The organism is Desulfovibrio intestinivivus (genome assembly GCF_053570665.1).
Genome location: NZ_JBRBQT010000001.1, coordinates 2158559 through 2170653 on the forward strand (window position 1 = coordinate 2158559; position 12095 = coordinate 2170653).

The 12095-nt window shown below is 59.6% G+C and carries 12 protein-coding genes and 1 riboswitch; of the genes, 5 read left to right on the forward strand and 7 right to left on the reverse strand.

Features of this window, described 5'->3' with window-relative positions:
* Positions 1–57 precede the first annotated feature (57 nt).
* Positions 58–756 carry a glutamine amidotransferase gene (locus ACUZ9P_RS09275; protein ID WP_449249489.1) on the forward strand — a complete coding sequence of 233 codons (699 nt, stop codon included), beginning with the start codon at positions 58–60 and terminating at the stop codon, positions 754–756.
* 49 nt (positions 757–805) lie between these two features.
* A complete protein-coding gene (locus ACUZ9P_RS09280) occupies positions 806–1783 on the forward strand; it encodes a glycosyltransferase (protein ID WP_449249490.1) in 978 nt (325 codons plus the stop codon).
* Positions 1784–1883: 100 nt separating this feature from the next.
* On the opposite strand, the gene ACUZ9P_RS09285 is transcribed toward ACUZ9P_RS09280, so the two are convergent.
* Together ACUZ9P_RS09285 and ACUZ9P_RS09290 are read right to left on the reverse strand one after the other, a co-directional pair.
* Positions 1884–2339, reverse strand: coding sequence for a hypothetical protein (locus tag ACUZ9P_RS09285; protein WP_449249491.1), 456 nt, complete (start codon positions 2337–2339; stop codon positions 1884–1886).
* Between the two features lie 238 nt (positions 2340–2577).
* Complete coding sequence (locus ACUZ9P_RS09290) at positions 2578–3861, reverse strand: O-acetylhomoserine aminocarboxypropyltransferase/cysteine synthase family protein (protein WP_449249492.1); 1284 nt, start codon at positions 3859–3861, stop codon at positions 2578–2580.
* Between the two features lie 234 nt (positions 3862–4095).
* Here ACUZ9P_RS09290 and ACUZ9P_RS09295 point away from each other — a divergent pair, with 234 nt between their 5' ends.
* On the forward strand, positions 4096–5367 hold the full coding sequence (locus ACUZ9P_RS09295; protein WP_449249493.1) for a competence/damage-inducible protein A: 1272 nt from the start codon (positions 4096–4098) through the stop codon (positions 5365–5367).
* Positions 5368–5465: 98 nt separating this feature from the next.
* On the opposite strand, the gene ACUZ9P_RS09300 is transcribed toward ACUZ9P_RS09295, so the two are convergent.
* The 5 genes from ACUZ9P_RS09300 to ACUZ9P_RS09320 all read right to left on the reverse strand — a co-directional run bounded on the left by ACUZ9P_RS09300 (position 5466) and on the right by ACUZ9P_RS09320 (position 9852).
* Positions 5466–5798, reverse strand: coding sequence for a DUF190 domain-containing protein (locus tag ACUZ9P_RS09300; RefSeq protein WP_324836161.1), 333 nt, complete (start codon positions 5796–5798; stop codon positions 5466–5468).
* 9 nt (positions 5799–5807) lie between these two features.
* Positions 5808–6197 (reverse strand): fluoride efflux transporter CrcB, encoded by a 390-nt coding sequence (crcB, locus tag ACUZ9P_RS09305; RefSeq protein WP_449249494.1) that lies wholly within the window; start codon positions 6195–6197, stop codon positions 5808–5810.
* Positions 6198–6349: 152 nt separating this feature from the next.
* Positions 6350–6408, reverse strand: a riboswitch (Fluoride riboswitch).
* A gap of 65 nt (positions 6409–6473) precedes the next feature.
* On the reverse strand, positions 6474–7415 hold the full coding sequence (locus ACUZ9P_RS09310) for a symporter (protein ID WP_449249495.1): 942 nt from the start codon (positions 7413–7415) through the stop codon (positions 6474–6476).
* Positions 7416–7565: 150 nt separating this feature from the next.
* Positions 7566–9197, reverse strand: coding sequence for a bifunctional metallophosphatase/5'-nucleotidase (locus ACUZ9P_RS09315; RefSeq protein WP_449249496.1), 1632 nt, complete (start codon positions 9195–9197; stop codon positions 7566–7568).
* Between the two features lie 106 nt (positions 9198–9303).
* Positions 9304–9852 carry a cysteine hydrolase family protein gene (locus ACUZ9P_RS09320; protein WP_298992950.1) on the reverse strand — a complete coding sequence of 183 codons (549 nt, stop codon included), beginning with the start codon at positions 9850–9852 and terminating at the stop codon, positions 9304–9306.
* A gap of 244 nt (positions 9853–10096) precedes the next feature.
* On the opposite strand from ACUZ9P_RS09320, the gene ACUZ9P_RS09325 reads away from it, so the two are divergent.
* Both ACUZ9P_RS09325 and ACUZ9P_RS09330 read left to right on the forward strand, forming a co-directional pair.
* A complete protein-coding gene (locus tag ACUZ9P_RS09325) occupies positions 10097–10678 on the forward strand; it encodes an FmdE family protein (protein ID WP_449249497.1) in 582 nt (193 codons plus the stop codon).
* 11 nt (positions 10679–10689) lie between these two features.
* On the forward strand, positions 10690–12003 hold the full coding sequence (locus ACUZ9P_RS09330; RefSeq protein WP_449249498.1) for a glycoside hydrolase family 3 N-terminal domain-containing protein: 1314 nt from the start codon (positions 10690–10692) through the stop codon (positions 12001–12003).
* Positions 12004–12095: the final 92 nt, after the last annotated feature.

Below are 12095 nucleotides of genomic sequence, written 5' to 3' on the forward strand. Positions count from 1 at the left end.
GCCGTATTTGTCCATATGGCATTCAGTGTAAAAGGTATTTCAGCATCGGGAGAAAGCATGAAGCGTTGCGTTGCTATTCAGCATGTGGCTTTTGAAAATCTGGGTGTGTTTGTGCAGCCGCTTGAAGAAGCGGGTTTTGCGATCAGCTATGTGCAGGCCGGGGTTGTGCCCCTGGAGCCGGAACTGTGGAAGGATGCCGACCTTGCCATGGTGCTGGGCGGCCCCATTGGCGTGTATCAGGAAGATTTGTATCCCTTCCTTGCCGATGAAAAGGTGCTTGTGGCGAGCCGTCTTGCTTCGGGCCGTCCGCTGCTGGGTATCTGCCTTGGCGCGCAGCTTATGGCCAGCGCCCTTGATGCTGACGTGTACCCCGGAACCGCCAAAGAGATTGGCTGGGGCCAGGTTGAACTCACCCCGGCGGGATTGAGCGGCCCTCTGGCAGAGCTTGCGGGCGCGCCTGTGCTGCACTGGCATGGCGATACGTTTGATCTGCCCCGGGGCAGCGATCTGCTTGCCTCAACGGCCATCGCGCCGCATCAGGCCTTCCGGCCCGGGCCGGGGCAGCTCGGTTTGCAGTTTCATGCGGAAATGGACCCGGCCTTGATGGAAACATGGCTTGTGGGCCATTGCTGCGAACTTGGCGTCAACGGCTTTGACCCCCGCGCCATACGCGAAGACGCCCAGAGGCTCGGCGCTCAGGCGCGGGCCGCAGGGCTGGCCTTTATACGCCGCTGGTTGATGGAAGAGGTTCGCTAGAGTAAGTCCGCACATCATTCTGAATCACTGTCGGTACAGGAGTGTTCAGATGGCCAATCCTGTTGTAAACATCACCATACCTGTTTTTAACAGGTATCATCTTACGCAGAAGACGCTGCTGGCCCTGCGCAAAACTGCGCCCGGCATTTCATTCACGGTTACGGTGGTTGATAACGGCAGCGAGCAATCCCTGCGTGATCGGCTGGTGGAACTGCACAAAGACGGGATTATCGACAATCTCTTTCTGCTGCCGCGCAATATGGGCATATCCTGCGCCTGCAACATCGGCTGGCGCGCTGTGGACGCCCCCTATTACATGAAGCTCGACAACGATATGGCGGTCATAACGCCCCACTGGCTTGAGAATCTTTTCAGGCTGTGGGCGCACGGGGCCCCTGTTTCTACACTGGGGCCAACATTCAAAGCGCATGACATGGTGAAAAATCCAGGCACGATCACCAGTGAAGACGGCATACTTGGCATCTGCACATCCACGCTTATGGGAAGCGCCATGATCATCCCCAAATGTGTTTCAGACATGCTGGGCTACTGGAGCGAAGATTACGGCCTGTATGGAGCGGATGACGGGGATTACGGCTCACGCGTGAACTGTGCCGGGCTAACGCAATACTATTATGACGCCAATGATTTTTTTGTAAACGGCGGCAAGTACGACAATTCGGAATACGAAGATACGGATCTGAATAAGGGCAAGGAACATGCCCGTCTTTTCAAGGATGAGTCCGGCGGCATGGGATTGTTTGTATTGAATTATTATCTGTACAACATGTGTGTTCGCAACTGGAAAGTGCCGCTGCGCTACCGCATCAAGGATATGGATGGCTATAACGTGGTGCTGGAGGAAGATCCCGCCTATGCGCCCATTCAACATGCCCTGAGCCGCAGCAAGGATATGTTGAACAATCTGGTTGCGGCAGGTCGCAATAACGACATGTATTCAGATGCCGTGGTGAACCGCCTTAAAAGAATCTGGAAGGATTGCGGGCAGGAATGCGCCCCCTTGTGAATGCACGTTGGGGGCGTCAGTAAATAACATCAGGGGCTGTCAGCAATGCCGACAGCCCCTGATGTTTTATCAACGCTTAAAATTGACCGGGAGAATTTGCCTATTTAGGCAACAGGCTGGCGTATTCCGCACTTTTTACATACTTTTTGATAAAAGCCAGGCCAAGCTTGCGGTCGCCGGTGATTGTTGTGACCATAAAAATATCGCCAGACGCCGCCACCCAGGACTGGCAGGGGGTCTGTTGCTGGGTGAAGGCAAAGGTGTATTGTCCGTTTTTTTCCACCGGGGGCTTGGGCGCCTTGAACTGGTTGGCGAACATTTCGGCAACAGTTTTGGTGTCCGCGCCGCCGTTGGGCCCGGTCACAAAACCCACCGTGGAATTGCCCGAAGCATTTGAAAAGATAACGGTGGTTGTTCCCTGATTTTCTGTGGGAGCCATAACGGCTTTCCAGTTGTCGGGAAGGTCAACGGAAATATACTTTGTACTCACCTCATCTGCCAGCACGGGCGTGGCCAGGAGCATGACAAAAAGAAGAACCGCAAATTTTCTGAACATGAAAATTCTCCTGCTTGAGAGCGCACAGTTAACGGCGGGCGGCTTGCCCAGAGGGGGCAGGCTGTCCCATTCGCAGAGCATTACAATGTATCAGCCAGTTGTATGCAATGGCCCCTGAAAAGACAATGCCTTTTACTCGAGGCTGCATGTTAAAAAGGCCCCGCCGCGTGTAGCGGCAGGGCCTTTGAAACAGTGCTGCGGTTCCGGGCGCGCTGTGCGCGCCGTGCAGCGGGCGGGCTTAGCCCAAGGCCTGTGCAATGTCTTCAATAATGTCATCCACGTGTTCAATGCCAATGGAGAGCCTGACCGTGTTGGGTCGGATGCCCGTTTCGGCAAGTTCTGTGGCGGTGAGCTGCGAATGTGTGGTGGAGGCGGGGTGAATGACCAGCGATTTTGCATCCGCCACGTTGGCCAGCAGGGAGAAGACCTGCAACCTGTCGATGAATGCCCTGGCCTCTGCCGCGCCGCCCTTGACCTCAAAGGTAAAGATGGAGCCGCCCCCCCTGGGGAAGTAGCGCTGATACAGTGCATGGCTGGGGCTGTTGGCGAGGCACGGGTGGTTGACCCGCTCAACCTTGGGATGCTTGGTCAGATACTCCACCACTGCCAGCGCGTTGCTGACGTGGCGCTCAACCCGTAACGAAAGGGTTTCCAGCCCCTGAAGCAGCATAAAGGCGTTGAAGGGCGAAAGCGTCGCGCCAAGATCGCGCAGCAGGATGGCCCGGGCGCGCACTGCATAGGCCGCCGCGCCCACTGCCTTGGTAAAGCTCAGGCCGTGGTAGCTCGGTTCCGGCTCGCACAGCCGGGGGAACTTGCCCGAGGCCTCCCAGTCAAACTTGCCGCCGTCCACAATCACGCCGCCAAGGGTTGTGCCGTGGCCGCCAATAAACTTGGTTGCCGAATGCACAACAACGTCCGCCCCGTGTTCGATGGGGCGCAGCAGCCAGGGCGTGGCAAAGGTATTGTCCACCACCAGGGGGATGCCGTTTTTATGGGCCAGATCCGCCAGCGCTTCAATATCCACAATATTGCTGTGCGGGTTGCCGAGGGTCTCAATAAAGATGGCCTTGGTGCGTGGTGTGATGGCGCGCTCAAAAGCGCCGGGTTCATCAGGGTCCACAAAGGTTGTGTCGATGCCCCAGGCCTTGAGCGTGTGCGCCAGCAGGTTGTAGGTGCCGCCGTAGAGGGTTTTTTCGGCCACAATGTGGTCGCCCGCTTCGGCCAGGTTTTGCAGGGCATAGGTAACGGCTGCTGCGCCGCTGGCCGTGGCCAGGGCCGCAACGCCTCCTTCAAGTGCTGCAACGCGCTGCTCAAAGGCGTCCTGCGTGGGATTGGTCAGGCGGCTGTAAATGTTGCCGGCATTGCTGAGGTTAAAGCGCGCCTCAGCGTGTGCACAGTCGTCAAAAACAAAGGATGTTGTCTGATAGATCGGTACGGCGCGCGCCCCGGTAGCCGGATCCGGCTGTTCCTGCCCTGCATGAACTTGCAGGGTTTCAAAACGTGGTTTCTTTTTTTCGCTCATTTCAGTCCCCTGATTCTTTTGCAGTTTATATGTATCTAGTCGACAAATCATTTCTTAGTAAATTGGTAAGAAATGATTGGCCCAGATATTCGGGCTTGTCAAGCGATCGTTGCCGGGAAATCTCGTGCGCACGGTGGGTCGGTCTTGCGCCGTGCAGGCTGTGAGACTAGGATGCTCAATGGCACGTTCCACGTCTTTGCGGGCGGGACGCGCCTCAAGCACAACGGAGGCCGCATGAAGGCGGAAATAATATCGGTCGGCACAGAACTTCTGCTGGGGCATACGGTCAATACGGATGCAACCCATGTGGCGCGGGAGCTTTCTGCACTGGGTATGGATCTTTTGCAGGTGCATACCGTGGGCGACAACCCGCAAAGGCTTGAAAAAGCCCTGCGCGAGGCTCTGGAACGCGCGGAGGTGGTTATCACCACCGGTGGCCTTGGCCCCACGGAAGACGATCTTACCAAGGAAACCGTAGCCCTGGTGGCCGAAGCGCCGCTTGCGGAACATGCGGACAGTATGGCGCGGCTGCGGGAATATTTCGGCACGCGCCCCATGTCGGGCAATCAGGCCAAACAGGCCATGCTGCCGCGCGGGTCCGTGGCTTTTCCAAATCTGGCGGGCACCGCCCCCGGCTGCGCCACGCCTGCTGGCGAGGGGCGCTGGGTGCTCATGTTGCCTGGACCTCCATCCGAACTGCTGCCCATGCTGCACGACAGCGCCGTGCCCTTTTTGCGGCGCATGAGCGGGGCGGCCATCTCATCGTTTATGGTAAAGACCTTTGGCATAGGCGAGGGCGTGGCGGCCTTGCGCATTGCGGGGCTGACCGGCGGGGCCAACCCCACGGCGGCAACCTATGCGGGCGATGCGGAAATGTTTGTGCGGGTAACGGCCAAGGCGCAGGATGCCGCCGCTGCCGAGGCCCTGGCTGCCCCAATGGTGGCGGAGGTGCGCAAACTGTTGGGGCACTTTGTGTACGGCGTGAATGTTGCGGGGCTGGAGACGGTGGTGGTGCAGGAACTGGTGCGTCAACGCAAAACCCTTGCCACTGCGGAATCCTGCACTGGCGGCCTGCTTGCAAAGCGCATCACTGACCAGCCCGGCGCATCGGATGTTTTTGGTTACGGCATGGTAACCTACGCCAACGAGGCCAAGGAACGGCTGCTCGGCGTGTCGCACGATGTGCTGTGTGCGCAGGGGGCCGTCAGCCCGGAGGTGGCGCGGGCCATGGCCCAGGGCGTGCGCGAGTACAGCGGCGCTGATTACGGCATTGGCATCACTGGCGTGGCCGGCCCTGGCGGAGGCACGCCGCAAAAGCCTGTGGGCCTTGTGTACATTGCCCTGAGTGATGCGGAAAACGTCTGGCTGCGCATCATGCGCCCGCAGGGGCGTTATCTTGGGCGCGAATGGACGCGCCGCCTGGCCTCAAGTCATGCGCTGGACATGTTGCGCCGCCGTCTTGCCGACCTGTCGGTGGAAGACCAGTGGAGTTTAGATCAGGCCTAGTTTTTTGCCTGCCTAAACTGTGAACCCCCGGCGGATGCGGTCTGAGAGGCCGTTTCCACCGGGGGATTTTTTATTGGGGGGACGTGTTCCGCCAGCGGTCAGGCGGGCTGATTTTTTCCCGAGCAGGTGATACCGAATTCCACAGGGATTTTCATGTAGAAGATCTGCAAATTTTCCTGCTCAATGCGGGCAAAAAGCTGTTCGCTGTGCTCCGGGCTCACGGCCATGGTCACTTCCATGGGCTGCTCGCCCACATCAAAAAACCGTGCGCTGTGGTATTTGCCGTCGCGCCCGTAACCGCCCTGCGCAGCGGCAAAGGTTGCACCCTCAACGCCAAGGGCTTTTGCTTCCTTGAGCAGCCATTCCGCAATGCTCATGTGCCCGTGCGAGCGCCCCTGCTGCGTATAAAATGTCAGTCTGTAACCGTCCATGGCCTGCTCCTAACGAAAAAGGGATTTGAGAAGCGAAACCGCGCCAAGGCCCATGAAAAAACAGATCAGCGAGCCGCAGACATGCAGGGTTATGGCCCCGGCGGCCATGCCGATGCGTTGTTCCTGCAGCAGGGTGCCGATCTCCGCCGTGAAGGTGGAAAAGGTGGTGAGGCCGCCAAGAAAACCGGTGATGATAAGCAGCCGCCATTCGGGGGCCAGACCGGGCAGCGAGTTGAACACGCCCAGCGAAAGCCCGATGCCAAACCCGCCGATAAAATTTGCCGCCACCGTGCCAAGCGGGATAGCCGGAAAGATGGAATTGAGCAGCATTGAAAGCACCCAGCGAAGGCAGGCCCCGGCCCCGGCCCCCAATGTGATGACAAGAACGTTTTTGACCATGCGTCAATCCGTTATGCGCTACAGGTGCGGCTGGTAACGGCCCACGCTGCCCGCGTTTTCATGCTTGCCGATGGCAGCGGTAATGCCCCGGCGTTGAATAAAAAAAGCAACCGCGCTTGGGCGCGGTCGCACAATAGTCTACCAACGCCCTGGCCCTGGTAGGAGTTATCAGCAAATGCGGTTCAAGGGGAACTCCATCCCCTGAGTGATTTCTACATCTGCCGGGGCCGCAAGTAAACCCGTTTTCGCCGCCAGGGCACCGCATTCACTGCCATGTCAGCCCTGCTTTTTATCCCGGCTGCACAGGCGGTAGTAAAACAGCAGCACATACAGGGGGGCCAGATAGGCGGCGGCCATGATCGCCTCTGTTGCGCTGAAAAATTCCATGCACACGATCATGACCAGCACATTGTTGATAACGCCAAATGAAATCTGAAAGGCCATGCCCACCTGCCTGCTCATGCGGCGGGCCAGGGGGATGGCGGCAAGTGTCATGACGAGGCAGAGCAGGGAGGCCGCGCCCAACGATTTGAGCAGCAAATCGGGTGATTGGCGCAGCAGGTCGCCGTAGTGGCTGAAAATGGCGATGTTGGAAACCACGATGGACACGGTTATGAGCGGGAACTGCCAGCGCAAAAGCAGGTTGCGCAGCCCGTCAAGGTGGATGCGCGTAAGGTGCGCGGCGGCAAAGGGCACAAGAATGGTCACGCAGAGCGACAGGCTCATGTGCCCCAGTTCCAGATGCGCGGGCATGTTGAGCGGCTCAAGCCCCAGCAGGCGCAGCCCGGCATCGGTAGCAGAAAGCACAGCGGGCAGACTTGCGGGCAGCAGCAGGGACGTGGCGATGTTGGCCACAAGAATGAGCGCCGTATTGGCCCCCACCATAAGCGAAAAAACAGCGGCCATGACCCCCACGGGCGCAGCCCCCAGCAGAAAGGCCCCCAACGCAAACTGGGGCATGAGCAGGCGGAAGACCGCAAGGCACAGCAGCGGCAGCACCGCAAGCCGCAAGGCTACCAGAAAGCAGAGCGTGCCCTTCATGTGGCGTATTTCGCGCATCAGGGCTTCCATGCCCACAGCCAGAAAACTCATATAAAGCATGAAAATGAGAATAAGGCGCGGCATTGCGGCAAGCGGTTCTGCCGCCTGGGGCAGAAAAACGCCCGCCGCCATGGAAAGCAGCGAAGAAAGGACCATGATAAGGTCGCGGGAATTCATAAGGCCTCAACTTTTTCGCCACACTGCCCAACATGCCCGCCATTGGCAAGTCCCAAGGGCGGGCATGTTCCGGCATGTTCAGACTCTCTCGGGCATGGTCAGGTTGCAGCGGGCCGGGAGCCGCGCGGCGGTTCAGCCTGCATGCAGCAATCAGTTGGTCTGGCGGATCAGGCGGTCAGGCGGCAAGGCCGTCAGCGGGCTGAATTTTTTGATGTATGCCGCCAGCACGTCCACATCCACCGGGTCAGGGGCTTCCACGGGCGATCCCTTGGCAAGCATGGCGTAGCCATCGCCCCGGCGTTCCAGATAATCTACAAGAACCACCCGGTAGCGGGCGGCAGGGTCAAGGGGGCGCGCGGTTCCGCCTGTGTCCAGCAGTTCTGCGCGTACAATGCGTTTGCCGGAGGGCAGGGCGGGATTATACACGTAGCGCAGGCCCGCCGTGTGCAAGACGGGGGAGCCAACGCCCTTGTTGTCGGCCACGCCGTGTTCCAGGGCGGCCAGCAGTTGTTCTCCTGTGAAATCGCGGATGATGACCTTGTTGCCAAAGGGCAGCACGGCCAGCATGTCGCCAAGGTTCAGCGCGCCTTGCCGCAGGGGGGCGCGTAGGCCTCCGCCGTTGATAATGGCGGCCTGCGCTCCATAGGCGCGGCCATAATCCAGCATGGAGTCTGTGGCGATCAGGCCGGAAAGGCATTCACCTATGCGGCACTGGTGCAGGCCGTCAGGCGCATTCAGGTTGTTTTGCCCCACGGTGACAGAGGTGAAGGCTTCCAGCTTTTGGGCATACTGGGCGATTTTGGCTTCCACAGCCGGGTCGGGCGGAATGGAGGCATCCAGCGGCAGGGCCTCGCCCTGCCAGCGCACCGGGACGCCCTGTGCATCAAAGGTCACGTCAAGCTGGCCCAGATACTTGGCAAGCGCCCCGGCAGTGACCACCAGAACAGGTTTGCCCGAGGGCGAGTGCTCCACAATAGGGTACGGGCCTTTGGATGATTTGGGGCCAAGGTAGTCGTGGGTGTGACCGCCCACAATGACGTCCACGCCGTCCACCTTGCGGGCCAGTTCCAGATCTTTTTGCAGGCCAAGATGCGTCACGGCTATGATGTGCCGCACTCCCTGCTTTTCCAGCTCCGCCACGGCATTTTTCAGCGCGGTTTCGCTCTTGTAGAACCACGTTTCGGGGCAGGCCGCAGAAAGCGTGCGCACGCTGGGGTTGGCAAGCCCCACAATGCCCACCTTGACCCCGCGTACCTCCTTGATGATCCAGGGGCGGAACGGCGTTCCGCGCAGGGGGCAGCCGGGGCGGGCATCCAGATTGGCGGCCAGCACGGGATAAGGCTGCGCCCGCACAAATCCGGCTGTGGCCTCGCAGCCATCGTCAAATTCGTGGTTGCCCAGCGTCATGGCGTCATAGGGCATCAGGCTGTTGATGTCGGCCAGCATGGGCCACTTGTTGGCGGTAAAAAACAGGGTGCCCTGAAACTGGTCGCCCGCGTCCACGGCCAGCACGTTGTCGTGTTCCGCTCGGGCGCGCTTCATGGCTGTGGCAAGGCGGGCAAAGCCGCCCGTGCAGCCCTCGGATTTCAGGCAGGCGTTGCCGTGGGCATCCCTGCCCGCAAGGTAGGAGTGCAGGTCGTTGGTGTGCAGCAAGAGCAGCTCCAGGCCTGCCTTTTCCTGCGCTTGGCAGGGCAGGGAAACCAGCGAAAAAACTGTAAACAGGCTGGTCCACAAAAACAGAGCCAGTGCGGAAAAACGGAATCGCAACAGGAATGACGCCATGATTTGTCCCCCGATGGAGTGTACAGCGCGCAACGGCGTTGATTGGCAGTGTAAATGGAGTACTGCCCGGCTTAGAGTAGTTTATGGATGCAATGACCTAACTGCTCTAGCTGATGGCCGCGCAAAGTTCCTGCGTGCTGCGCACCTGGGCGAAGACCTGTCCAAGGGCAGCCATGTAGGCTGTTTGCACTTGGGCGGCGCATACGGTTTTGCCATCGTGCTCAAGATCGCGGGTGGCGCAGGCATCGTGGGCAAGATGACAGGTGAAGCCAAGGTCAAAGGCGGCGCGGGTGGTGGTGTCCACGCACATGTGGGTCATCATACCCGCTATGGCGATGTCCGTGATGTTCTGCGCCTGGAGCAGGCCGAGCAGGGTAGTGTCGCGGAAGGAATTGGGAAAGTGCTTTTCCACCACTGCTTCGCCCGCAAGCGGGGCAACGCTGCCATGAATGAGCGCCCCTGTGGTGCCGGGCAGAAAAAACGTGGCCGCAGGCGCAAGAGAAATATGTTGCACATGAAAAACGGGTTTTCCTGCCTTGCGAAAGGCCTTGAGCAGCAGTGCGGCATTACTGGCCGCTGCCTCGCTGCCGCAAAGCTCCATCTTGCCGCCGGGGAAGTAATCGTTCTGAATATCTATGATTATAAGAGCCTGCATGTGAGGTGCCTCATGCGGTTATGCCGCCCGAAAGGTTAGCGCGGAATGCTGATGCATGAATCTGACCGTGCTCAACCGATAGCAGTCCGCGCTCTGCCGGGTCAAGCACAGCTGCCGCGCGCACTTGACGCTGGGCGGCAAATGATGCCAAGTGACGGAAGGCATTTTGCCCCTCGGCGCGGTCCCCCTGCCTGCGCATCCCACCTTACCTTCCGCACACGGCGGACAGCACGACGGAATATTCATGAATATCGGCGCGTATACGTTTTCGCAATTCCACGGGATTGCAGAAGAGTTTCACGGTTGCGCGGCTCCCGGCCTGCTTATCGGCGGCTATATGGTCGAGCTTGCCAAGGGTATGCTGCCCGAAGGAACCCTTTTTGAAGCACTGGCGGAAACCAGCAAATGCCTGCCGGACGCGGTGCAGCTGCTCAGCCTTTGCAGCACGGGCAACAAGCGGCTGCATGTGCGCGACCTGGGGCTTTACGCGGTTTCGCTGTACGACAAAAAAACAGGCCGGGGCGTGCGCGTGAGCATAGACCCGGCCAAGTTGTACGCCTATCCTGAAATCCAGGGCTGGTTCATGAAGGAAAAGCCCAAGCATGCGCAGGATATTGTGGAGCTAGAGCGGCAAATTGAAGAAGCCGGACACAGCATCTGCAAGGTGCAGCGTGTGCAGGTGGACAAGATTTTTCTGGGGCATGGTCATATGGGCACCATCGGCATTTGCCCCCGCTGCGGCGAGGCCTATCCGCTGGATCATGGCCCGCAGTGCCTTGGCTGCCAGGGGCAGGCCCCCTACACAACGCTTGACCCTGAAAGTTGAGGCAAAAAGCCGTGTCTGATGCAGTAAACAGGGGGAAATCCCCAGATATTTCTGGCTGTTTCGACAGCAATGCTTTTGGGGTTACCGCGCGCAAGTGCGGCACCGCGCTTTGTCTGCTTGCGCTGGCGCTGATTTTTTGTTTTTCGCCCCTGCTGCGATCCGGGGCCTCGGCTGCGCAGGCCGCGTCCGCCAAGCCTGCCGCGAATGGCGTTCCTGCCAGAACGAGCGCGGGCAGTGCCGCGCCATCACTGGACGTCATGATCGGCTCCATGCTCATGCTGGGCTTTCGCGGGGCGGATCTGCCCCAGGGCGATGCCTTTCTTGCGCAGGTGCGCGTCGGGCATGTGGGGCATATTATCCTGTTTGACCGGGATGTTACCACAGGCGGCGAACGCAATATCATTTCGCCCCAGCAGGTACGGCGGCTCACGGCCACGCTGCGGGCGGCATCCCCCTGCCCCCTGCTCATAGCGGTTGACCAGGAGGGTGGACGAGTGCGGCGGCTCAAGCCGCAACGCGGTTTTGCCGATCTGCCTTCTGCCCAGAGCATGGGCGCGGCCAGCCCGGAGAAAACCCGCGCCATTGCCCGGCAACTGGGCGTGGAACTTGCTTCGCTGGGAATTTCTGTTGATCTGGCCCCGGTGGCGGATGTGAACAGCAACCCCGCCAACCCGGCCATTGGCGCGCTGGAGCGCAGCTTCAGCCCCAATCCGACGCTTGTGGCCGCGCACGCACTGGCCTTTGGGCAGGGGCTGGCGCAAAGCGGCATCATCCCCGCGCTCAAGCATTTTCCCGGTCAGGGCGGCGCGCAGAAGGATTCGCATCTGGGGCTGACGGACATCACCCGCAGCTGGAATGCCAAGGCCGACCTTGCGCCTTACGTGCAGGCCTTTGCACAGGGTTGGCCCGGCATGGTGATGCTTGGGCACCTGTACCACAAGGGGCTTGACCCCCAGTATCCTGCCACGCTTTCCCACGCTGTTGTTGGCGATCTGTTGCGCGGGCGCATGGGCTGGCAGGGCGTGATCATCAGCGACGACATGCAGATGAAGGCCATCACCGACCATTACGGCATGGAGCAGGCAATGCTGCTGGCTGTCAACGCCGGGGTGGACATTCTGCTGTTCGGCAATAACTTGTATTGGGACGAAACCCTGCCCCGCAAGACTTTTGAGACCTTGCGAGGGCTTGTGGAAAGCGGGCGCATTTCGCGCCAGCGGATCATGGAATCATGGCTGCGCATCACTAACCTGTACGCAAGCCGCGCCACTGCCGCCAGGGCGGCCGCCGATGGGTCATCGGCGCTCTACCCCTGGACCAGATAAAGCGGCGGAGGTTTTATGGATACATTGATTCTTCTGCTGGTGTTTGGCGGCATTGCCGCCATATACCTGCTTGCCCTCAAAAAAGGCTGGCT

What these genes read in the sequence shown, in the direction of transcription:
- ACUZ9P_RS09275 (WP_449249489.1), top strand. Translation starts at nt 58, where the DNA reads ATGAAGCGTTGCGTTGCTATTCAGCATGTGGCTTTTGAAAATCTGGGT.
- ACUZ9P_RS09280 (WP_449249490.1), top strand. Translation starts at nt 806, where the DNA reads ATGGCCAATCCTGTTGTAAACATCACCATACCTGTTTTTAACAGGTAT.
- ACUZ9P_RS09285 (WP_449249491.1), bottom strand. Translation starts at nt 2,339, where the DNA reads ATGTTCAGAAAATTTGCGGTTCTTCTTTTTGTCATGCTCCTGGCCACG.
- ACUZ9P_RS09290 (WP_449249492.1), bottom strand. Translation starts at nt 3,861, where the DNA reads ATGAGCGAAAAAAAGAAACCACGTTTTGAAACCCTGCAAGTTCATGCA.
- ACUZ9P_RS09295 (WP_449249493.1), top strand. Translation starts at nt 4,096, where the DNA reads ATGAAGGCGGAAATAATATCGGTCGGCACAGAACTTCTGCTGGGGCAT.
- ACUZ9P_RS09300 (WP_324836161.1), bottom strand. Translation starts at nt 5,798, where the DNA reads ATGGACGGTTACAGACTGACATTTTATACGCAGCAGGGGCGCTCGCAC.
- crcB (WP_449249494.1), bottom strand. Translation starts at nt 6,197, where the DNA reads ATGGTCAAAAACGTTCTTGTCATCACATTGGGGGCCGGGGCCGGGGCC.
- ACUZ9P_RS09310 (WP_449249495.1), bottom strand. Translation starts at nt 7,415, where the DNA reads ATGAATTCCCGCGACCTTATCATGGTCCTTTCTTCGCTGCTTTCCATG.
- ACUZ9P_RS09315 (WP_449249496.1), bottom strand. Translation starts at nt 9,197, where the DNA reads ATGGCGTCATTCCTGTTGCGATTCCGTTTTTCCGCACTGGCTCTGTTT.
- ACUZ9P_RS09320 (WP_298992950.1), bottom strand. Translation starts at nt 9,852, where the DNA reads ATGCAGGCTCTTATAATCATAGATATTCAGAACGATTACTTCCCCGGC.
- ACUZ9P_RS09325 (WP_449249497.1), top strand. Translation starts at nt 10,097, where the DNA reads ATGAATATCGGCGCGTATACGTTTTCGCAATTCCACGGGATTGCAGAA.